Origin of the sequence: Micromonospora sp. NPDC049301 (assembly GCF_040678715.1) — a bacterium.
Taxonomy (GTDB): Bacteria; Actinomycetota; Actinomycetes; order Mycobacteriales; family Micromonosporaceae; genus Micromonospora.
In genome coordinates this window covers 423,493-445,848 of sequence record NZ_JBFAQO010000001.1, presented here as the reverse complement: position 1 = coordinate 445,848, position 22,356 = coordinate 423,493, and the positions used below count along the sequence as shown (strand labels likewise).

Genomic DNA, 22,356 nt, shown 5'->3' with positions numbered 1-22,356 from the left:
TAGCGAAACGTGATCGCACCCCACGCCCGCCGATCTTGTAGTTGTTGCCCCGCCATTCCGGTCACAGCCGACAGGAACGGCGACCAGAAGTGCAAGATCGACGAGGATTGTGGCGGCCGGACGCGGCGGGCATGCTGGGCCGATGGGTGTACGGGTGGAGCGCGCCGGGCCGGTGACGACAGTGGTGCTGGACCGGCCGACGGCCCGGAACGCCGTCGACGGGCCGACCGCGCGGGCGTTGGCCGACGCCTTCCGGGCCTTCGACGCCGACCCGGACGCGGCGGTGGCCGTGCTCTGGGGAGCCGGCGGCACGTTCTGCGCCGGCGCCGACCTCAAGGCGATCGGCACGCCGAGCGGCAACCGGGTCGAGCCGGAGGGGGACGGCCCGATGGGTCCGACCCGGATGGCGCTGAGCAAGCCGGTGATCGCGGCGATCTCCGGGTACGCGGTGGCCGGCGGGCTCGAGTTGGCGCTCTGGTGCGACCTGCGGGTCGCCGAGTCCGACGCGACGCTCGGGGTGTTCTGCCGCCGCTGGGGGGTGCCCCTGATCGACGGCGGCACGGTTCGGCTGCCCCGGCTGATCGGTGAGAGTCGGGCGATGGACCTGATCCTCACCGGCCGGCCGGTGCCCGCCGACGAGGCGTACGCGATGGGGTTGGTCAACCGGCTGGTGCCGCCCGGCCAGGCACGGGCCGCGGCCGAGGAGCTGGCGGCGGCGATCGCCCGGCACCCGCAGACCTGCCTGCGCAACGACCGGGCGGCCGTGCTGGCCGGAGCCGGTCGACCCGAGACGGAGGCGCTGGCGACGGAACTCGCGTACGGGATGGACTCGCTGGCCACCGACGCGGCCGCCGGCGCGGCCCGGTTCGCCGCCGGCGAGGGCCGGCACGGCGCGATGCCGCCGGGAGGGGTGAGCCTCCCGGCGGCATCGGCTACCGGTCAGATCAGTTGCGGTTGATGGTGAAGGTCGACGTCGTGTTGCGGATGTCCTGGTAGTTGTTGGTCAGTCGCAGGTTGTTGAAGGTGACCGAGCCGACCGCCGGGCCCTGACCGGGTTCCGGCATCTCGTTGGCCCAGATCGCGTAGCCCGACTTGGCGTCGAACGCATCACCGCTCTTGCGGACACCGCTGATCGAGACATTGGTGAAGACCGTGTCGGTGATCGGGTTCTCCGGCTGCGACCCGGTGTACTTGGTCTGGAACATGATCCCGGTGTACGTCGGATCGACGATGTCGACGTCGGACACCCGGATCCCGCGGAACTCCTTGGACGCGGAGAAGACCCAGATCGCGGGGAACGTCTGCGAGCCCCAGAAGTGCCCGCCGGCCCGGATCAGTGAGATGTTCTGGAACTGGGTCGGCGGGCTCGCCCCGAACCCGATGAACGGGTAGCCGAAGTCCAGCGAGCTGATGGTGATGCCCGAGTACGTCAGCATGTCTGCGATGTACAGGTTGCGGAAGATGTTGTTGTACCCGCCGTAGACCGCCAGCCCGGCCGCCCGCCAGGTCAGCGTGGCCGAGAGGTTCTCGAACACGTTGCCGTTGTTGCCTGTCGACGCACCCTGGTCGGTGGCCGAGAAGAGGGCGAACGCGTCGTCGCCGTTGGACCGCCCCTCGGTGTTGGTGACCAGGTTGTTGGTGCTGCCGTTGGTCATGTTCACGCCATCGGCGAAGGTGTTGCGGAAGCGGCTGTTGCGGATGGTCAGCCCGCTGACGCTCACACCCCAGTACGCGCAGACGGTGTGCTCGACCCAGACGCTGTCCAGCGTCATGTTGTCGACGTCCTTCAGCTCACCCCAGACCTTGCCCGGCCCGTCCTGCCGGACGGTGTAGTTGCCGAAGAAGGCGATGTGCGAGAAGGACGAGCCGCTGGCCGAGGACTCCACCCGGAAGCCCGCGTCGGTGTTCTGCTGCGACGGTGGCGTCTGGAAGCGGGTGTACCACATGCCCGCGCCGACCACCGACACCGCCTTGCCGTACACCTGGAGCTTCTGCGCGGTCTCGTACGTGCCGGCCGGCAGGTAGACACCGATCAGGTTGCCGGTGGTGTCCATCCGGACCGCGTCCAGCGCGTTCTGCACGTCCTGGTGGCTGAAGCCGGCCGGCACCCGGTACCGGGCCGGGTCCGGGTTGGGCCGCGGCGCGACCAGCTCCAGGTTGATGAAGTCGATCGCGTACGTGGTGGTGTTGGCCGGGTCCTTCTGCAGGCGGATCGTGCTGCCGGCCGGGATGGTCGAGTTCAGCATGACGTTCGCCTCGTCGTACAGGTGCCGGGGCGGGCCCGCGCTGGGCGAGTCACTCGGGCTGGCCTCCGCACCGTAGAGCCAGATGTGCTTGGAGGTCAGGTTGATCGGCTTGTGCAGGGTGCCGTTGACGTAGATGTTCAGCGTCGAGTTGATGCCTCCGCCGCCGGGGGCGTCCGGGATGGAGAAGCGCGTGACCAGCGTGTTGGTCGCCGCCCGGGTGGTCCACTCGACGTACGAGCCGGTGCTGTTGAGGGTCACCGCCCGACGGCCGGACGCCTCGCCGCCGAGGTTGCCGATGTCCCGGTTGGGCCCGACCTGCCCGGCGCCGCCGCCGGTCGTGCCGTCCTCGGCCTCGTACATGTCGTAGCCGAGGTTGGCGCCACGGCCCACGAAGAGCGGGCGGTCAGTGGTGTTGTTGGTCTGCTTGACCGGCAGCTCGTTGCCGTCGACGGCGAGCACCACCCGGACGGTGTACTTGCCGTTCGCGGCGGTCCAGGTGCCCAGGTTGATCGGGCCGACGGTCGCACCGGCGTTGATCACGCCGGAGTACGAGCCGGTCAGGGTGCGAACCACCGTGCCGGATTCGTTGAGCACGGTCAGGGTGATGCCGTGCGCGCCGGACGCGGACGCCTGGTTGCCGGCGTTGCGGATCGACACGGAGAAGGTGACCGTGCTGCCCGGCGGCGGGTTGCCCGGTGACCAGTCGACCGCGGAGGCGACCAGGTCGGAGCTGGCGACCGCGCCGACCACCAGCGGGCTGGGGTTGGTGTAGCTGTTGTTGGTGTCGTCCTGTTCGACGACGGTGTTCGACTCGTCGACCTTGGCGCTGAGCGGGTAGCTGCCCGAGTCACGGGTGCCGATGCTGGCGCTGACCGTGGTGGAGGCGCCGGCCGCGAGGCCGCCTACCGACGCGGTGCCGACCCGGGTCGAGCCCAGGTAGAAGTTGACGTTGGTCGCACCGGAGGCCGCCGAGCCCGCGTTCCGCACGGTCGCGGAGAGCGTGATGGCGCTGGTCTCCACCGGAGCGGACGGGCTGAACGACATGCCGGTCACGGTCAGGTCCGGGTTCGGCGCCGGGGTGCCGATGACCTGGAACTCGGCCACCTGACCGGCGGGGGCACCGGTGTTCGAGGCGATCGAGAGCCGTACGTCGGCCGCCGCACCGGAGACCGGGATGGTCACGGTGTTGCCGCTGCCCGGGTTGAAGGTGTAGTTCGCCGCACCGACCAGGGTGGTGAACGTCGAGGAGTTCTGGTCGCGGCCGAGCACTGTGATGTTCTGGGTACGCGTACCCCAGGCGGAGTCCGGGTTCAGCTTCAGCACGATCTGGCTGAGGCTGGCGTTCGCGCCGAGCTGCACGGTCAGGGTGCTCGGGTTGCCGTTGCCCTCCCAGTAGGTCGCCACGTTGTTGTCGTTGGCGTTGGTGGCCACGAACGTGTGCACGAACCCGGAGGCGGTGATCGGCTTGCCGACCGCCAGGTTGCTGCCGACCGGCGGGTTGCCGGTGCCGGTCCGGGTCACGGTGTTGCTGTTCGCCGACTGGTTGCCGGCCGCGTCCCTGGCCCGGACGTAGTACGAGACCGTGGCGCTGTCGGGCTGGCTGTCGGTGTACGTCAGGGTCGAGCCGTTGACGCTGCCGCGCAGGGCGCCGTTGGCGTAGACGTCGTAGCCGGTCACCCCGACGTTGTCCGTGGACGCGGACCAGGCGAGCCGGATCTGCCCGCTGGCGGGCTGGGTGTACGACAGGTTGCCGGGGACGCTGGGAGCCTGGGTGTCGGGGCTGCCGACGGCGCCGTACACCTCGACCTCGGAGAACTGCGCCGCCGGCCAGCCGGTGTTGCCGGTGACCTGCACCCGGACGTAGCGGGTGCTGGCCGCGGTGAAGCTGACGGTCGTGGTGTTGCCGGTGGCGGGGTTGAAGGTGTAGCCGGCGGACGCCTTCAGGGTGGTGAACGACGAGCCGTTGGTGCTGCCGAGCACCGAGAGGGTCTGGGTGCGGGTCTGCCACGCCGACGACGGCGGCAGCTTGAACACCACCCGGTCCACGCTGACCGTGGCACCGAGGTCGGCCTGGATCCACTGCGGGAACGCGTTGTTGGCGCTCTCCCAGTAGGTGTCCGCGTTGCCGTCGTTGGCGTTGCCGGCCACGTAGTTCTGGTTGTAGCTGCTGGCGGTCATGGTCGCGGAGAGCCCGGCGAGCATGGCCACGCGGGCGGCGGCTGCGGACGGATCGGCCGCCGGTGCCGCACTCGCCAGCGGGGTGACGACCGGGGCGGTGGCGAGGAGCATCCCGGCGAGCGCGCCGGCGAGCATCCGACGACGGCCCGTACGGGCGGTGCGGGGGACGGTGGTGGGCGCGCCGGTTGGCGGCGTGCCTCGTCTGGTGCCGGTCCTGGACATGGGGTCGCTACACCTCTTTCGGGGGTGGGTGTGGGTGCGTTGCCCGGCGACGGGTGCAGGGGTACGCCCGTCGTGCCGCGACAGGTGGGGGACGGTGCGGTGGGACGGGAATCAGGCCGGCCCGGAGCTGCGCTGCGCCGGGCCACCCGGCCGGGTGGCCCCCGCCCCGGCTGGGCGGGGGCCGCCGGCCTAGCTGGAGTAGACCTCGAACTCGCTGAGCTGACCGGCGGGCCAGCCGCTGTTGCCGGTGACGGTCAGCCGCAGGTGCCGCTGGCTGGTCGCCGCGAAGGTCACGGTGACGGTGTTGCCGCTGGCCGGATTGAAGGTGTAGCCGGCGGACGGCTTCACCGTGGTCCAGGTGGAGCCGTCGGTGGAGCCGAGCACGGTGAGCGTCTGGGTGCGGGTCTGCCAGGCCGACGACGGCGGCAGCTTCAGCATGACCCGGGACACCGACCGGGCGGTGCCGAGGTCCACCGTCACCGACTGGGGAAACGCGTTGTTGGCGCTCTCCCAGTAGGTGTTCGGGTTGCCGTCCACCGCGTTGGGCGCGGCGTACACGTCGGAGTGGCTGGTCTCGGTGATCGGCCGCCCGGCCGCCAGGTTCCCGGTGGGTGGCGGCGTGGTCGGGGGTGGAGTGGTGGGCGGCGGCGTCGTCGGTGTGCCGCCGTACACCTCGACCTCGGAGAGCTGGGCGGCCGGCCAGCCCGTGTTGCCGGTGACGGTGACCCGGATGTAGCGGCGGTCGCCGGCGGGCAGGCCGATCGACACGCTGTTGCCGGTGCCGGGGTCGAAGACCCGGCCGGCGGAGGCCGCCAGGGTGGCGTACGACGACCCGTCGGTGGAGCCGAGCACCGACAGGGTCTGGGTACGGCGCTCCCAGCCGGCGGGCAGTTTGAGCACCACGCGGTCGACCGACCGGGCCGCGCCCAGGTCGACGGTGAGCGTCTGTGGGAAGGCGTTGTTGGCGCTCTCCCAGTAGGTGGCCGCGTTGCCGTCCACCGCGTTGGCCGCGGTGTAGCTCTGGTTGGTGCTGGTCGCGGTCGCCGGCCGGTTCAGTGCCAGGTTTCCGCCGGCGGGCGGGGGCGTGGTCGGTGGCGGGGTGGTGGGCGGCGGGGTGGTCGGCGGGGTGCTGGGTCCACCGCCCCACTGCGGTTCCGGCCATGGCCCGCAGTACGGGGTGGGCGTGTACCAGCCGGAGTTGCCGGCGCCCTGGGTGATTTGGAAGCCGCCACCCACGCAGTTGTGGATCGGGTTGCTCTGCGCGATGTTGGTGGCCCGCACGTTGGTGAAGGACACCTGGCTGGGCGCCTGCACCTGGAGGGCGTACGTGCCGGCGCCGTCGATCCGTACGTTGTTGAGGTTGATCCCGTTGGTCTGGCCCTCGATCCAGTGCAGCGCCGCGTACGAGCTGTCCAGGATGTCGGTGTCGGTGATGTTGATGGTGGGGTTCTGGAACGCCTCGTTGAGGGCGGAGAACCAGATCGCCCCGACGCCGAAGTTCCAGTTGTAGTCCGAGTTGCCGTTGCGGATCAGCGTGTTCCGGGCGATCGTCCAGGTGCCCTGGACGCCGGTGGCGCCCTGCACGCCGGGGTACCGGTTGGCCACGTGGATGCCGCCACCGTTGGTCAGCGAGTCGGCCGTCACGTTGTCGGTGATCTTGATGTCCCGGCCGCCGTAGCTGACCAGGTGGTTCGCCAGCAGCGTCACGCCGATGGTGTTGTGCGTGAAGGAGTTGTTGACGTTCGGCACGTTCTGCGCCCACATCGCGAGCGCGTCGTCGCCGGTGTTCCGGACGAACGTGTTGGTCACCGTCGAGTTGGTCACGCCGGTGTGGAAGTTCACCCCGTCGGCGGTCTGGTCGAGGATCCGGCTGTTGCGGATGACGAAGTTGTCCATCGGGCCGTCCATCCAGGCCCCGACCTTGGTGTTCTCCAGCCAGAGGTTGTCCACCACCGAGTTGGTCATCGCCCCGCCGAGCGCGTTGACCTGGTCCTCGTCCACCCGTTCCCGGATGTCACCGATGATGGCGAAGTCCCGCAGCGTGACGTTGCGGCTCGGGCCGTTCGCCTCGTGCGGGCGGACCCCGCCGGTGTAGCCGCCACCGGGTACGTACTTGCCGTAGATGCCGGCGGCCCGCTTGCGGTCGGTGGGGTGCCGGCCGCCGAGCACCGAATACCACGGGCCGGCGCCGCGCAGGGTCACCCCGTCGACCACCACGTGGTCCCAGAGGGTGAACGTGCCGGTCGGGATCCAGACCACCCGGCCCTGGGCCTTACCGGCGTCGACCGCCGCCTGGAACTTCGCGGTCGAGTCGGTCGCGCCGCTCGGGTCGGCGCCGAAGTCGGTCACCACGTCGAGCGCACCGGTGGGCTTCGTGATCGCCGGGCCGACCAGCTCGAAGTCGGCCAGGTCGATGGTGAAGGTTGGCGACTGGGCGGTCGAGGAGACCTGCAACCGGATCTTCGTGCCGGTGGGGTAGGTGCTGCCGAACATCGCCCGGGTCTCGTCGTAGAAGTGGTGCGGGTTGGTGTCGCCCGGGTTGTTGTTGAACGGGTAGCCGCCGTAGTACCAGCCGTACCGGGAGGTCACCGGGACCGACTTCAGCAGGCTCCCGTTGGCCCGCAGGTCGATGGCGGCGTCCCGGCCGGTGCCGGCCGGGCTGTCCGGCAGGCTGATCCGGAAGGTGACCGCGTTGGCCGGGGCGGTGAGGGTGAACTCGACGTACTCGCCGGCGGAGTCGAGGGTGACCGCCTCCCGGCCGGACGCCTCGGACGGCAGCGTGCCGTAACGCCGGTCCGGGCCGATCTTCGTGCCGTTGTGGGCGGCCTTCTCCGCCTCCTGCTCCACGAACGGGACGGTGGCGCCCCGGCCGGGGATGTCGAAGGGGGACAGGCCGGCCGCCGAGGCCGGGGTCGCGGTGCCGGTGACCGCGAGGGCGGTCACCGATGTCGCGGCGAGCAGGGCGGCGGCGATGGCGGCCAACCCTGCCCGGGTCGGGTGTCGGAGGTGGTGCGGGGTGCCGGTGGTGTGGTTGGCCATGAGCTGCGCTCTCCCTTTCGTCAGGCAGGCCAGATCCCCCCGTGTCCGTGCGGCGTGGCGCTCTCCCCTTGTTCCTCCTTCCTCCCGACGGTCCCTGCGGAGCCGGGCCGGGTGGTGTGGTGCCGGCGGCCGGGACGGGCCGCCGGCACCAGAGCGGTCAGGTCAGGCCGGGTCCGTCCGCCGCGCGCGGCGCGTCCGCCGGTTCGGCGGTACGCAGCCAGACGGCGGTGTCCGACGGCAGCAGACCGTCGTCGAGTGGCCCGCTGGCCAGCAGCAGGTCCCCGTCGGCGGGCAGCGGCACCGGTGCGTCGGTGAGGTTGACCAGGCAGCGGAAACCGCCGCCACGGTTGAAGGCGAGCACGCCGGCCGGGGCGGGCAGCCAGCTCATCTCCCCGTCGCCGAGCGCCGGCTCGGCCCGCCGGATCTGGATCGCCGCCCGGTACAGCTCCAGCATCGAGGCCGGGTCGCCGGTCTGCGCCCGGACCGTCCGGTCCTTCCAGTCGGCCGGCTGCGGCAGCCAGGGCGCTGCCGCACCCTCGGGGCTGAACTCGAACGGCGGCTCGTCCCCGGCCCACGGCAGCGGGACCCGGCAGCCGTCCCGGCCGGGGTCGATCCGGCCGGAGCGTTCCCACATCGGGTCCTGACGCAGCGCGTACGGGATGTCCTCGACCTCGTAGAGGCCCAGCTCCTCGCCCTGGTAGACGTAGGCGGCGCCGGGCAGCGACAGCGACAGCAGCGCGGCGGCACGGGCCCGGCGGGTGCCCAGTTCCAGGTCGGTGGGGATCCCCTCGCGCTTCGCGGCGAAGCTGAACGTGGTGTCCGCCCGGCCGTAGCGGGTGACGTGCCGGGTGACGTCGTGGTTCGAGAGCACCCAGGTGGCCGGCGCGTTGACCGGCGCGTGCGCGCTCAGCGTCCCGTCGATGCTCTCCCGCAGCGCCGAGGCGTCCCAGGCGCAGCCGAGGAAGTCGAAGTTGAACGCGGCGTGCAGCTCGTCCGGGCGCAGGTAGTTGGCGAACCGCTGCCGATCCGGCAGCCACACCTCACCGATCAGCGCCCGATCGGGGTACGCGTCGGCCACCCGCCGCCAGCCCCGGTAGATGTCGTGCACGCCGTCGAGGTCGTGGAACGGGTGTGGCTGGTCCGGGTCGACCTCGGGCAGCGTCCCGTCCTTGACCAGCAGCCCGGCCGAGTCGATCCGGATGCCGTCCACCCCCCGGTCGAACCAGAACCGCAGGATGTCCTCGAACTCCTCCCGCACCCGGGGGTGGTCCCAGTTGAAGTCCGGCTGTTCGGGGGCGAACAGGTGCAGGTACCAGTCGCCCGGGGTGCCGTCCGGGTTGGTGGTCCGGGTCCAGGTCGGCCCCCCGAACTCGCCGACCCAGTCGGTGGGTCGCTCGTCGCCGTTCGGGCCGCGGCCGGGACGGAACCAGAACAGGTCCCGTTCGGGCGCGCCGGGCCCGCCGGCGAGCGCGGCCTGGAACCACGGGTGCGCGTCGGAGCAGTGGTTGGGCACCACGTCGACGATGGTCCGGATGCCGAGCGTGTGTGCCTCCGAGATCAGCGCCTCCGCCTCGGCGAGCGTGCCGAAGACCGGGTCAATGTCGCGGTAGTCCGACACGTCGTAGCCGGCGTCGGCCATCGGGGAGGGATACCAGGGGCTGAACCAGATCGCGTCGACGCCGAGCGCGGACAGGTGATTCAGCCGGGACCGGATGCCCGCGATGTCGCCGATGCCGTCGCCGTTGCCGTCGGCGAAGCTCCGGGGATACACCTGGTAGATCACCGCTCCCCGCCACCACGGACTTCTGTCAGCTGTGGACACGAGCACCTGCTTTCTGCGTCAGTACGTCGGCGGGTTCGCCGGACCTGGTCATGTGTCGGGCGAACTGTCGTTGTTCGCCGCGCGGACGGATGCGGTGGTGGTCAGCCCTTGATGCTGCCCGTGGTCAGACCGGACATGATGTTCCGTTGGAAGATCAGGAAGATGATGACGGTCGGGATCGCGGCGATGACCGACGCGGCGATCACCACGTTCATCGGCGTGCCACCGGCGAAGGTGTAGATGCCGACGCTTACCGTCCGGGTCTCGGGCGAGGGCATGACCAGCTTCGGCCAGAGGAAGTCCTTCCAGACCGCCGTCACGGCGAAGATCGCGACTACGCCGAGGATGGGGCGCGACAGCGGCAGGATGATCGACCAGAGCGTACGCAGCGACGTCGCCCCGTCCATGAGGGCGGCCGCCATCAACTCCTCCGGGATCGAGTCGAAGAACCGCTTCAGCAGGAAGATGTTGAACGCGTTCGCGACCAGGGGCAACCAGATCGCGAACGGCGAGTCGAGCAGGTTGATGTGCAGGATCGGCAGGTCGAGCACGGTCACGTACTGCGGCACGATGAGGACCATCGCCGGGATCATCAGCGTCGCCAGCATCAGGCCGAGGATCGCGTTGCCGAAGATCGGTCGAAGCTTGGACAACGAGTACGCCGCCGCACTGTCGAAGACCAGTTGGAACAGCACCGCGCCGATGGCGTAGTAGAACGTGTTGAACAGCAGCTTGGCGAGGGCCAGGTTGTTCCACGCGTCGACGTAGTTCTGCGGCTGCGGATCCTTCGGGAACAGCGTGGGTGGGGTCTGCGCGATCTCCTGGCCGGACTTGAGCGCGCCGGTGACCATCCAGTAGAGCGGTCCGAGAAAGACGAGCGTGAACCCCGCCACGACGATGACCAGCAGCGTCCAGTAGATGACCCGACCGCGCCCCCGGCTGATCTGGGTCTGGGAGATGAGGGTCCGGGTTCCGGAGTCCTGTGCCATTCCTCGCCGTCCTAGTCCTGTTTCGCAGTCAGCCGCACGTACACGGCGGAGAAGCCGGCCAGCACCACGAGCATGATCACGCCCAGTGCGGCGGCGCCGTTGAGGTCGTTCTGGAAGAACCCGTGCTGGTAGATGAGGTACGCCACCGAGGTCGCGGAGTCCTCCGCGCCCGCACCGTTGGCGAGGATCAGTGGCTCGATGAAGAGCTGCATCGTGGCGACGATCTGCAACATCGCCAGGAGCGCGAGGATCAGCCGGGTCTGCGGGATCGTCACGTGCAGGATCCGCCGCCAGATCCCGGCGCCGTCGAGCTCGGCCGCCTCGTACAGCTCGCCGGGGATGTTCTGCAACGACGCCAGGTAGATGAGCACCGCGCCGCCCATGTTCATCCAGGTCGACGCGACCACCATCGCCGGCATCGTCATCTCCGGCGACTGCATCCACTGCGAGGTGGGCAGGTGCAGGGCCTTGAGGATCGCGTTGAAGAGCCCCGCCTCGCTGGGGTCGTACGCGTAGAACTTGAACAGGAACAGCGCGGAGGCCGGCGGCAGCATCACCGGCAGGTACACCAGGATCCGCAGGTAACCCTTGCCGTGGCGGAATTCGTTGAGCAGGATCGCCACGAAGAACGGCACCACGTACCCGAGGGCGAGCGCGAGCACCGTGAAGTAGAACGTGTTCTGCCAGGCCGTCCAGAAGCTCGGGTCGGCGATGATGCGGGAGTAGTTGTCCCAACCCACCCAGGTGGTCTCGCCGCGCCGGGTGCGCTGGAAGCTCATGACGATCCCGCGGATCATCGGGTACCAGGAGAAGACGACGAAGCAGAGCACCGCCCCGATCAGGAACGCGTGACCGGTGAGGTTGTCCCGTACCTTGCGGCCGAGGCTCGTGCGCTGCGGCCTCGCCGAGTACGGCGACGGCGGGCGGCCCGGTTTCCTGGGGGTCTCCGGGACGGTGGTGAGCGCCAAGGCAACTCCTGGGTGAGTCGGTGACGTCGACGATGCGGTGCGAATAGCGTGGGGGCCGGGTCGGCGTCCCGGCCCCCACACGATCTGTCAGCTCTCGGCGGCGAGGAGCTGGTTGACCTTCTCCTCAGCGGTCTTGAGCAGTGCGTCGATGTTCGAGTTCGGGTTCGTCAGCACACCGGACATCGCGGCGTCGAGCACCGCGTAGACCGCCTGCGCGTTGCGCGGCTCACCCTTGATCGGCACCGGGGTCGCCTCGAAGATCGCGAAGTTCGCGGTGTCGACGTTCGCGTTGGCCTTACGCAGTTCGAGTTCCTGCTTCTGCGCCTCGCTGCCGTTGGCGAAGAGCAGCGGCTGGGGCAGACCCACCGGGTAGTTCTGCGGCTTGGCCCGGACGTAGTCGAACTGGCCCTTGCCCGGCGTCAGCTTCTGGTACGCGATCCACTTGAGACCGGCCTTGACCTGCTCGGGGGTGAGGTCCTTCTTGAAGAAGTAACCCTCGCCACCACCGAGCGTGCCCTTCGCCAGGCCGTCCTGGCCGGGCAGCGGGGCCATCGCCCAGTCCTGGAACTTGCCCTGGAACTGGCTGACGATCGCCTGCGTGGCGTCCGGGGCGCCGATGAACATGCCGACCTTGCCCGCACCCGCGTTGGTCAGCAGGTCACCCCACTGGAGCAGCTGCCGGGCCCCCATGCTGTTGTCGCCGTACCGCATGTCCTTGAGGTTCTGCAGGACCTGCTTGCCCATCGGGTTGTTGAAGTCGGCCTTCTTGCCGTCGGCGCTCAGCACCTGGCCGCCCTGCGAGTAGAGCAGGGAGGTGAAGTGCCAGCCGCCGGTGTTGCCGGCGCTGTACTCCGAGTAGCCGGCGATGCCGTTGCCGAGCGCGGAGATCTTCTTGGCGGCGGCCCGGACCTCGCCCCAGGTCTTGGGCGGGTTGTTCACGTCGAGCCCGGCCTGCTGGAACAGGACCTTGTTGTAGACCAGGCCCATCGAGTAGTTCTTCACCGGGACGGCGTAGAGCTTGCCGCCGTCGGTGAAGACCTCCTTGAGCGCCGGGTCGACGCTGTCCCAGGTCGGGATCGTGCCCTTGTTGACGTGCTGGGAGATGTCCATCGCCTGGCCGGAGTCGAGCACCTGCTGGAGATCGGTCATGTACCCGTAGAACACGTCGGTCACGGTGCCGCCGGCGAGGCGGGCGGTGAAGTCCGGCGGGTTGTTGCACTGCTCGCCGACGCTCACGCTCTTGATGACGATGTCCGGGTTCTGCCGCTGGAACTCGGCGACATCGTCGTTCCAGTTCTTCAACAGCTCTTTCTGGGCGCCGACCGGCTGGCAGTCGACCGTGATCGTGACCTTGCCGCCTGCGTTCGTGTCCTTGTCATCGCTCTTCGTGGAGCATGCCGTGAGGCTGAACCCCAGGCCGGCCACGAGCGCTAACGCCGCAGCCTTTCGGTATTGCGGTACGGACATCTGTCCATCCCTTCGGGAACGGTGTCTGCATGACGTTCGCTAGCTGCGGTGATGCGACCTGACCGGCAGTAACTGCGCCGGAGCCAGATGTGAGTGGAGTCACTGTAACGAGGTCGACTCATTTCGGCAAGGTATCGATCCTGTTGTGAAAGGACACGACTTTCTAACGGCAAACCACGACAGGATCTTGAAATGGGGGCGGGATGTTGGCTTTCGTCCCTTGTGACCCATCGGCGGCCCCGGCCGGCGCTGCTCGATTCCGGCAACGACGAGAACGGCCGTCGACCGCTGATCGCGGTCGACGGCCGAGCGTCGTTTCAGGGGATTGGAGCGGCGGGGCGCAGGTTCTCCGTCGCCGGAGGGTCGGTCAGCGGCCCGGGGCCGGGGCGGTCGAACCGCGAACCACCAGCTCGGGCTCGAACAGCAACTCGTCGTGCAGCACGCCGGCACCCTCGATCTGGGTGACCAGCAGGTCCACCGCGGCCTGCCCCATCGTCTCGATCGGCTGGCGCACCGTGGTCAACGGCGGGTCGGTGCAGGTCATGAACGCGGAGTCGTCGAAGCCCACCACCGACACGTCCGTCGGCACCACACGACCCAGCCGGCGGGCGGCCCGGATGGTGCCCAGGGCCAGCACGTCGCTGGCGCAGATGATCCCGGTGACGCCACGCTCGACCAGCTTCGTGGCGGCGACCCGCGCCCCCTCCATGGAGAAGCTGGAGCGCTCGACACAGTCCGTGTCGTCGGCCCAGCCCGCGGCCCGGATCATCGCGTCCAGCTTGCGCCGGGACGGCACGTGCCCCTCCGGGCCGAGCACCATCCCGATCCGGTCGTGCCCCAGCGAACGCAGGTGCCCGTACGCCTGCTCCACCGCGACCGCGTCGTCGGTGGAGACCCGGGGGAAGCCCAACTCGTCCACACCCGCGTTGACCAGCACCACGGGAAGGCCCCGGTCGGTCAGCCGGCGATAGTGGTCGTGCCGGGCGTCGGCGAGCGCGTACGAGCCACCGGCGAAGATCACCCCGGAGACCTGATGATCGAGGAGCATCTCCACGTAGTCCATCTCGGAGACGCCGCCGATCGTGCGGGCGCAGAGCGCTGGCGTGTAGCCACGCTGGGCGAGCGACCCGGTGACCACCTCGGCGAGCGCCGGGAAGATCGGGTTCTGCAGCTCGGGCAGCACCAGCCCGACCAGCCGGGCCCGCTCGCCGCGCAGCTTGGTCGGTCGCTCGTAGCCGAGCACGTCCAACGCGGTCAGCACGGCCGTCCGGGTCGCCTCGGAGACCCCGTCCCGGCCGTTGAGCACCCGGCTGACGGTGGCCTCGCTGACGCCCGCCTTCTTGGCAACTTCAGTCAACCGCTTGGTCACGGCCGCAATCGTACGTCACTGAAATGAAAGAAATGAACAGCCAGATGCCCGGCGTTTGCTTCCTCCCTGCCGTGCTCTGCTCCCCGACGTCGGTGGTCGGGGACCGTCAGGACAGGTTGCGCAACGCGTCCTCGATGGCCCGGTGGAAGGTCGGATAGGCGTAGATCATGTGCCGGAGCTGACTCAGCGGCACGGCCGCGTGCACCGCCACCACCAGCGCGGAGAGCACCTCGCCACCCGCCGGGCCGACCGAGGTCGCCCCGATCAGCACCCCCTGGTCGGCGTCCGCGATCAGCTTGATGAAACCGTCGTCGCCGACCCGGTGGATCCAGCCCCGGGTCGAGCTGCCCAGCTTGGTGAAGCCGACCTGCACGTTGATGCCGCGCTCCCGGGCCTGGTGCTCGGTCAGCCCGACCGCGCCGACCTCCGGGTCGGTGAAGGTCACCCGGGGCAGCGCCCGGTAGTCGGCGCGCGGCACGCTGCCCGCCGATCCGCTCGACCCGCTGGCACCCAACGAGCTGGCCGCGCCCATCGCACCGCCGACCACGCTGGCGGTGCCGCTGGCGTCCGGCCCCGCGTTCGCCTGCCGGGCCAGGGCCAGCATGTCGGCGATCACGATCGCCGCCTGGTACATGGCGATGTGGGTGAAGGCCCCCTCGCCGGTCACGTCACCGACCGCCCAGATGCCGTCGGTGACGTGCAGCCGGTCGTCCACCGGCAGGTACCGCTGGGCGGCGTCCATGCCGACCGTGTCGAGTCCCAGCTCGTCCAGATGTGCCCGGCGGCCCGTCACGACCAGCAACTGATCGGCGGTGAACTGCGCCCCGCCGACGCCGTGCAGGGTGAACCGGCTCCCGTCGTGCTCGACCCGCTCGGCGCGTACCCCGGTGTGGATCTCCACGCCGTCGGCGCGTAGCGCCGCGGCGGCCACCTCGGACGCCTCCGGCTCCTCGATGGCCAGCACCCGGTCCAGTGCCTCCATCACCGTGACCCGCACCCCGAACCGTGCGAAGACCTGCGCCAGCTCCAACCCGATCGCGCCACCGCCGAGCACCAGCAACGACTCCGGTAGCTGCTCGACCTCGATCGCCTGGTGGTTGGTCCAGTACGGAGTGTCGGCCAGCCCCTCGATCGGCGGCACCGATGGCCGGGTGCCGGTGCCCAGCACGATCCCGTGCCGGGCCTGGAAGACCTGGTCGCCGACCCGGACCCGACCCGGGCCGTCGAGTCGGCCACTCCCTCGGACGAACCGGCCGCCCCGATCCGTGAACCGCCGCACCGCGACCGTGTCGTCCCAGGTGTCGGTGGCCTCCTCGCGGATCCGCTTCGCCACCGGCGCCCAGTCCGGCTGGACCGTCGCCGTCCCGGCCAGCCCGTCGACGCGGCGCGCCTCGGCGAGCGCGTTGGCCGCTCTGATCATCATCTTGCTCGGGATGCACCCCCAGTACGGGCATTCCCCGCCGACCAGGTCCCGTTCGATGCCGACGACGCTCAGGCCGGCCTCGGCGAGACGCCCGGCCACCTCCTCGCCGCCGACCCCGAGCCCGACCACGACCACATCCACCAGCTCCGGCTCCGCCACCCCGACAGCATCCCCCAGCAGCCCCACCCGGAACACGGAGGTGCGGGAAAAGTCGACGCGCTCACCCGGCCCGGCCGCCTACGGTGACCGGATGCACGCGCGCTTCGCCCCGGTCCGGGACTGCTTCCACGACCTGCTCGCCACCGGTCGGGAGACCGGCGCCAGCCTCACCGTCTGGTACGACGGCCATCCGATGATCGACCTGGTCGGCGGCTCCCGCACCGTCGCCGGCGCTGGGACCGGCCCGGCCGGCGGCGACGGGTGGCGGCCCGACACCCTGGTCAACGTCTACTCGGTCGGCAAGCCGGTGGCCGCGCTCTGCCTGCTGATGCTGGTCGACCGTGGGCGGGTCGACCTCGACGCGCCGGTCGCCCGGTACTGGCCGGAGTTCCGCACCCCGGCCACGGTGCGCCAGGTGTTGTCGCACACCGCCGGGCTGCCGGCATTCCCGGTGCCCCGACCGGCCACCGCGATCGCCGACTGGGCGCTGCTCACCGGCGACCTGGCCGCCGCCGACCCCGAGTGGGTGCCGGGCTCGGTCGCCGGGGAGCACGCCTGGACGTACGGGCACCTGGTGGGCGAACTGGTCCGCCGGGTGGACGGCCGGTCGGTGGGCCGGTTTTTGGCTGAGGAGATCGCCGGCCGGTGGCGGCTCGACCTCGGCTTCGGACTGGCGGCGACGGACCAGCGGCGCTGCGCGGACCTGCGCTACGGCGACCCGGAGTGGCCGACCCGGATGCTCGGCGAACCCGGCTCACTACGTGCCCGCTCGATGGACAACCCGCCCGGCGGGCGGGACCTGGCGATGGTCAACAGCTCGCTCTGGCGGGGCGCCGAGGTGCCCGCGGTCAACCTGCACGCGACCGCGTCCGGCCTGGCCCGGCTCTACGCCGGTCTGCTCGCCGGCGGCGCCCTGGACGGCGTCCGGCTGTTCAGCCCGGAGCTGGTGGCGGAGGCGACCCGGGTCCAGTACGACGGGCCGGATCTGGTGCTGGACCGTCCGACCCGGTGGACACTGGGCATGCAGTGGGAGCCGGACGGCAGCTGGGGCATGGGCGGCATCGGCGGCAGCAGCGCGTGGGCGGACCCGGAGCGCGGCTACACCTTCGCGTACGCCACCGGGCAGCTGGCCGAGCACGACCGGGTGGACGAGCTGGTCGAGGCGCTGCACTCCTGCCTCTGACCAGCCGGCACCCCGGCCAGCTCCGGGGTCGCGCGGTGCCCGCGCTCACCGGGGTTGGACCGTCGGCCCGGGGACGGTGACCGGGGTGCCGGCCGAGGTGAGCAGGGCGCGGGCGGCCACCGCCATCCGGCGTCGCTGCGGCACCAGGGCCCGCCGGGCGAAGACGTCGTAGCCCTGCGCGGCCACCTCGTCGAGGATGCCGCCGTAGAGCGCGTACGCGGTGCGCATGCAGGCCTGCGAGGCCGGCGCGAGCATGGTGATGCCGGGCGCGGCGGCGGCGTAGTGCGCCTGGGCCCGGGTCACCTCGTACTCGATCAGCTCGCGGATCCGGGGTGTGCCGCGCCCCCGGACGCGGGCCTGGGCCAGCTCGTCGTGGGTGACGCCGAACTTCGCCAGGTCCTCGTCCGGGAGGTAGGTGCGACCCCGGTCGAGGTCCTCGGCGACGTCCCGGATGAAGTTCGTGAGCTGGAAGGCGAAGCCGAGCTGCCGGGCCGGCTCCCGGGCCGCGGTCGGGTCGGAGCTGCCCAGGATCGGCAGCATCATGGTGCCGATGACCGCCGCCGAGCCCTCCATGTAGTCGAGCAGGTGGTCGTAGGTCGGGTACGCGGTGACCGTCAGGTCCATCGCCATGCTCTTCAGGAACGACGCGAAGTCGTCCCGGTCGAGGTCGAAGACGGCGATCGTGTGCAGCACGGCCGGCAGCAGCGGGTCGTCGACCGGCGCGCCGTGCAGGCCGGCAAGGAAGCGGCTGGCCCAGTCGTCCAGCCGGGCGGCCCGCTCGGCCGGCGGCAGGTCCTCGGTGCGGTCCACGATCTCGTCGGCGTAGCGGGTGAATCCGTAGAGGGCGTGCACGTGCCGCCGTTTCCAGGCGGGGAGCAGCCTGGTGGCGAGATAGTAGGTGCGACCGTGACGTCTGTGCACCTCACGACACCGGTCATAGGCAGCGGTGAGATCGGTGTCCACCGGCCCTCCTCGTTTATCGACGCACCAATCGACGCAACTCGTAAACCCTAGGGTACGCTGGGCCGCATGGCCAACGACGCAGTTGTCGGCAGCGCGATCCGCGTGGCACCGGCACGTCCGGGCGAGGGGGACGATCCCGTCCGCGCCGTACTGGCCGCGTACACCCGTGACCTGTTGACCGCGGTGGACGACACCCTGACCACCTTCCTCACGACCGAGGTCGACTCGCTCTCCGGGATCGACCCGGCGATGGGCGGCTTCGCGGCCTCCGCGCGAGAGGCCGTCCTGGTCGGTGGCAAGCGGATCCGGCCCACGTTCGCGTACTGGGGCTGGCGCGGGGCCGTGGGCGGCACCGAGCCGCTGCCACCGGTGCTGCCCGCGTTGGCCGCCCTCGAACTGCTGCACACCTTCGCGCTCGTGCACGACGACGTGATGGACTCCTCCGCCACCCGCCGCGGCCGGCCCACCGCGCACGTCGCCCTCGCCGCGCAGCACGTCGCCGCCGGCCACCGGGGCGATCCCGGCCGGTTCGGCGAGGCGGTCGCCGTGCTCATCGGCGACCTCTGCATGGTCTGGGCCGACCGGCTGCTGGCACAGGCCACCGTGGCGCCGGCCCGACTGCTCGAGGTCCGCCGCTGCTACGACCAGATGCGGGTGGAGACGATCGCCGGGCAGTATCTGGACGTGCTCGGCGAGAACGACGCGGCCAACTGGTCGGTCGACCGGGCACTGCGGGTGGCCCGCTACAAGACGGCGAGCTACACCGTCCAGCGACCGTTGCTCTTCGGCGCCTGCCTGGCCGGGGTCCCCGCCGACGCCCCGCTGGCCACCGCGTACACGCGCTACGGCCTGGCCGTCGGCGAGGCGTTCCAGCTCCGCGACGACCTGCTCGGCACCTACGGCGACCCGGCCGCCACCGGCAAGCCGGCCGGTGACGACCTGCGCACCGGCAAACCGACCACACTGCTCATGCTGGCCCGGCAGCTGGCCACGCCGGCCCAGCTCAAGGCGCTGGACCGGGCCGGCGAGCTGCCTGCCGGCCGGCTCGCCGAGCTGGTCGCCGACACCGGGGCGGTGGCCCGGGTGGAGCGGATGATCGCCGAGCGGCTGGGCGACGCGCTGGCCGCGCTCGACGCCGCGCCCGTGGACCGGACGGCGCGGACCGCGCTGACCGGGCTGGCCGCCGCCGCCACCAACCGGCGGGCCTGATGAACGACTTCTCCGAGGAGGTGGTCACGTGCGGACGGTGACGGGACGGACGGACCGGGTGGTGGTCGTCGGCGCCGGGCTGGGCGGGCTGGCCTGCGCGCTGCACCTGGCCGGCAGCGGCCGGCAGGTGACCGTGCTGGAACGCGAGCCGGTGCCCGGCGGGCGGGCCGGCCGGCTCGCCGTGGACGGCTACGAGTTCGACACCGGCCCGACCGTGCTCACCATGCCCGAGTTGATCGCCGAGGCACTCGGGGCGGTCGGCGAGGAGCTGCGTGACTGGCTCGACCTGACCCCGCTCGACCCGGCCTACCGGGCGTACTACCCGGACGGCTCGACCCTCGACGTGCTGACCGACACCACCCGGATGGCGGCCGAGATCTCCCGGGTCTGCGGGCCGCGGGAGGCCGACGGCTACCTGCGCTTCGTCGACTACGCGCGGGAGCTGTGGCGCCTGGAGCGGGCCGACTTCATCGAGCGCAACCTGGACGCGCCGACCGACCTGATCACCGGCAACCTGCTCAAGCTGCTCGCCGGCGGGGCCTTCCGCCGCCTCCAGACGAAGATCAACCAGTTCTTCCGGGACCCGCGCACCCAGCGGATCTTCTCGTTCCAGGCGATGTACGCCGGGCTCGCCCCGCACGACGCGCTGGCCATCTACGCGGTCATCGCGTACCTCGACTCGGTGGCGGGGGTCTACTTCCCGCGCGGCGGCGTCCACGCCGTCTCCCGCGCGATGGCCGGCGCCGCCGAGAAACACGGCGTCCAGATCCGGTACGACACCACGGTGACCCGGGTGGAGACCGCGAACGGCCGGGCCACCGGCGTGCTCACCGCCGACGGCGAGCTGGTGCCCGCGGACGTGGTGGTGCTCAACCCCGATCTGCCGGTCGCCTACCGGGACCTGCTCCCCGCCGCCCACCGGCGCCGGCTCAGCTACTCGCCGTCCTGCGTCGTCCTGCACGTCGGCTCCCGTCAGGAATATGCGAAGATCGCCCACCACAACATCCACTTCGGACGCGCGTGGAAGGGCACCTTCGATGAGGTCATCCGCCGGGGCGAACTGATGACCGACCCGTCGCTGCTGGTCACCAACCCGAGCCGGACCGACCCGTCGGTGGCCCCACCGGACCGGCACACCTACTACGTGCTCGCGCCGGTGCCCAACCTCGACCGCGCCCCGTTCGAGTGGCGCGGCGACCTGACCCGGCGCTACGGCGACCAGTTGATCGGCACGCTGGAGGAGCGCGGCTACGTCGGCTTCGGCGCCGGGGTGGAGGTGCTGCGGGCGATCACCCCCGCCGAGTGGGCGGAGCAGGGGATGGCCGCCGGCACCCCGTTCGCCGCCGCGCACAGCTTCTTCCAGACCGGCCCGTTCCGCCCGTCGAACCTGCACCGCGACCTGTCGAACGTGGTCTTCGTCGGCTCCGGCACCCAGCCCGGCGTCGGCGTGCCGATGGTGCTGATCTCCGGCAAGCTGGCCGCCGGCCGGATCACCGGGGAGGGCCGATGAGTAGCCGCGAGGAGCACCTCGTCGAACTGGTCGACGACGCCGGGCAGCCCCGGGGCGAGACCACCGTCGCGGCCGCACACCAGCCGCCCGGGCATCTGCACCGGGCCTTCTCGGTGCTCCTGGTCGACCCCGACGGTCAGGTGCTGCTCCAGCGGCGGGCAGCGGTCAAGACCCGGTTCCCGCTGCGCTGGGCCAACTCCTGCTGCGGCCACCCCCGACCCGGCGAAGCGCTCGCCGAGGCGGCCAACCGGCGGCTGCGCGAGGAACTGGGCACCGGCCCGGTCGAGCTGACCGAGGTCGGCGTCTACGTCTACTACGCCGAGGACCCGGCCACCGGGCGGGTCGAGTTCGAGTACGACCACGTGCTGCGGGGCGAGTTCCGCCCCGCAGCACCGCTGCAACCCGACCCGGACGAGGTGGCCGAGCTGCGCTGGGCCGACCCCGCCGCCCTGGAGGCCGAGCTCGACCGGGACCCGCGGTCGTACGCACCCTGGCTGGGTGGGGTGGTGAACCGGCTGCTGCGCCCCTCGGCGTCGACGCCCGGCGCACCCGACCCGGCCGTCACCCCGCCCGGATCGTCGGCGGATGACGCGGCGGAGCGGTCAGGTGGCCGATGAGGCGCTGAGCGCGGGCGCGGTCGCGCGTCGGCTGGGGGTCGCGGTCACCACGCTGCGCACCTGGCACCAGCGCTACGGGCTCGGGCCCAGCGAGCACGTCCCCGGACACCACCGTCGGTACACGCCCGCCGATCTGGCCCGTCTCGAAATCATGCGACGGCTCACCGCCGAGGGAGTGAGCCCCGCCGAGGCGGCCCGGTGGGCCCGCCAGGCACCCGATCCCCTGCCCGCCGACGCCGTCGCCCGGAGCCGGATCCGCCCGCCGGGTCGGGACGGCGGCGGAACCATCCCGGTGGGCCGCGCCGGCCCGGCAGCCAGAGGGCTGGCCCGGGCCGCCATGCGGCTGGACGCGGCGGCGATCAGCGAGACGATCGCGCGGGCCCTCGCCGCCGGCGGAGTGGTCGCCACCTGGGATCACCTGCTGCGCCCGGTGCTCGCCGGCATCGGTGACCGGCACGCCGCCACCGGCGGCCTGATCGAGGTGGAACACCTCGTCTCCCGCTGCGTGTCGGAGGCGTTCGCGGCGAGCAGCCGGGCGGCGGCGCCCACCGGGCCGGCCCGGATCCTGCTGTCCTGCGCTGACGAGGAGCAGCACAGCCTGCCGTTGGAGGCGTTGAGCGCCGCGCTCGCCGAAGCCGGGCTCACCTACCGGATGCTCGGCGCCCGGGTGCCGGTGGCCGCCCTCGTCGAGGCGGTGACCCGGACCGGGCCGGCCGCCGTGGTGCTCTGGTCGCACACCCGGGCCACCGCCGACCCGGCCCAGCTCAGCGCGCTGCTGGCCGCCCCCCGCCGCCCGCTGCTGGTCCTCGCCGCCGGCCCCGGCTGGCGGGCCGACACCCTGCCCGCCGGCGTGGTGCGGCCCGCCGACCTGGCCGAGGCGGTCTCGCTCGCCGTCGCGGTCCGTGACTCACTGGACCAGTCGAAGGGGGCCTGACCGGGCTTTCCGACCCCCGGCGGCTTCCACTAGCGTCGAGGCGTCCGCCTGCCCCGAC

Annotated in this window: 15 protein-coding genes; 6 read left to right on the top strand and 9 right to left on the bottom strand. The window is 71.3% G+C overall.

The window, feature by feature from the left end:
• Nucleotides 1–142 precede the first annotated feature (142 nt).
• The gene (locus AB0K07_RS02110) at nt 143–958 is read left to right on the top strand and encodes a crotonase/enoyl-CoA hydratase family protein (protein WP_363750282.1); all 816 of its coding nucleotides are present in this window, start codon (nt 143–145) and stop codon (nt 956–958) included.
• Here AB0K07_RS02110 and AB0K07_RS02105 read toward each other — a convergent pair.
• The 8 genes from AB0K07_RS02105 to AB0K07_RS02070 form a co-directional block, all read right to left on the bottom strand.
• Nucleotides 945–4,646, bottom strand: a complete 3,702-nt coding sequence (locus tag AB0K07_RS02105) for a discoidin domain-containing protein (protein ID WP_363750280.1) — start codon at nt 4,644–4,646, stop codon at nt 945–947. The two genes, AB0K07_RS02110 and AB0K07_RS02105, sit on opposite strands and share 14 nt — an antisense overlap.
• Nucleotides 4,647–4,835: 189 nt before the next feature.
• Nucleotides 4,836–7,685, bottom strand: coding sequence for a discoidin domain-containing protein (locus tag AB0K07_RS02100; RefSeq protein WP_363750278.1), 2,850 nt, complete (start codon nt 7,683–7,685; stop codon nt 4,836–4,838).
• A 157-nt stretch (nt 7,686–7,842) separates the two neighbouring features.
• Nucleotides 7,843–9,507: a glycoside hydrolase family 13 protein gene (locus AB0K07_RS02095; RefSeq protein WP_363750276.1), complete on the bottom strand. Its 1,665-nt coding sequence runs from the start codon at nt 9,505–9,507 to the stop codon at nt 7,843–7,845.
• A 101-nt stretch (nt 9,508–9,608) separates the two neighbouring features.
• Complete coding sequence (locus tag AB0K07_RS02090) at nt 9,609–10,496, bottom strand: carbohydrate ABC transporter permease (RefSeq protein ID WP_363750275.1); 888 nt, start codon at nt 10,494–10,496, stop codon at nt 9,609–9,611.
• 11 nt (nt 10,497–10,507) lie between these two features.
• Nucleotides 10,508–11,464, bottom strand: coding sequence for a sugar ABC transporter permease (locus tag AB0K07_RS02085; RefSeq protein ID WP_363750274.1), 957 nt, complete (start codon nt 11,462–11,464; stop codon nt 10,508–10,510).
• Between the two features lie 87 nt (nt 11,465–11,551).
• Complete coding sequence (locus tag AB0K07_RS02080; protein WP_363750272.1) at nt 11,552–12,931, bottom strand: extracellular solute-binding protein; 1,380 nt, start codon at nt 12,929–12,931, stop codon at nt 11,552–11,554.
• Between the two features lie 367 nt (nt 12,932–13,298).
• The gene (locus AB0K07_RS02075) at nt 13,299–14,300 is read right to left on the bottom strand and encodes a LacI family DNA-binding transcriptional regulator (protein ID WP_363750270.1); all 1,002 of its coding nucleotides are present in this window, start codon (nt 14,298–14,300) and stop codon (nt 13,299–13,301) included.
• Between the two features lie 106 nt (nt 14,301–14,406).
• The gene (locus AB0K07_RS02070; RefSeq protein ID WP_363750269.1) at nt 14,407–15,882 is read right to left on the bottom strand and encodes an FAD-dependent oxidoreductase; all 1,476 of its coding nucleotides are present in this window, start codon (nt 15,880–15,882) and stop codon (nt 14,407–14,409) included.
• A gap of 91 nt (nt 15,883–15,973) precedes the next feature.
• Here AB0K07_RS02070 and AB0K07_RS02065 point away from each other — a divergent pair, with 91 nt between their 5' ends.
• A complete protein-coding gene (locus tag AB0K07_RS02065) occupies nt 15,974–17,065 on the top strand; it encodes a serine hydrolase domain-containing protein (protein ID WP_363750267.1) in 1,092 nt (363 codons plus the stop codon).
• 45 nt (nt 17,066–17,110) lie between these two features.
• Here AB0K07_RS02065 and AB0K07_RS02060 read toward each other — a convergent pair whose 3' ends face one another.
• Nucleotides 17,111–18,028, bottom strand: coding sequence for a phytoene/squalene synthase family protein (locus AB0K07_RS02060; RefSeq protein ID WP_363750265.1), 918 nt, complete (start codon nt 18,026–18,028; stop codon nt 17,111–17,113).
• Between the two features lie 66 nt (nt 18,029–18,094).
• On the opposite strand from AB0K07_RS02060, the gene AB0K07_RS02055 reads away from it, so the two are divergent.
• The 4 genes from AB0K07_RS02055 to AB0K07_RS02040 are packed head-to-tail and all read left to right on the top strand — an operon-like array spanning nt 18,095 to nt 22,298.
• On the top strand, nt 18,095–19,237 hold the full coding sequence (locus AB0K07_RS02055; RefSeq protein WP_363750263.1) for a polyprenyl synthetase family protein: 1,143 nt from the start codon (nt 18,095–18,097) through the stop codon (nt 19,235–19,237).
• Between the two features lie 28 nt (nt 19,238–19,265).
• Entirely contained in the window at nt 19,266–20,747 is a 1,482-nt protein-coding gene (gene crtI, locus AB0K07_RS02050; protein WP_363750261.1) for a phytoene desaturase family protein, read from the top strand.
• Nucleotides 20,744–21,364 (top strand): isopentenyl-diphosphate Delta-isomerase, encoded by a 621-nt coding sequence (gene idi, locus AB0K07_RS02045; protein ID WP_363750259.1) that lies wholly within the window; start codon nt 20,744–20,746, stop codon nt 21,362–21,364. The genes crtI and idi overlap by 4 nt, the downstream gene beginning before the upstream one ends.
• Nucleotides 21,354–22,298, top strand: a complete 945-nt coding sequence (locus AB0K07_RS02040; protein WP_363751385.1) for a MerR family transcriptional regulator — start codon at nt 21,354–21,356, stop codon at nt 22,296–22,298. Before idi ends, AB0K07_RS02040 begins: the two co-directional genes overlap by 11 nt.
• The last annotated feature ends 58 nt before the right edge of the window (nt 22,299–22,356 follow it).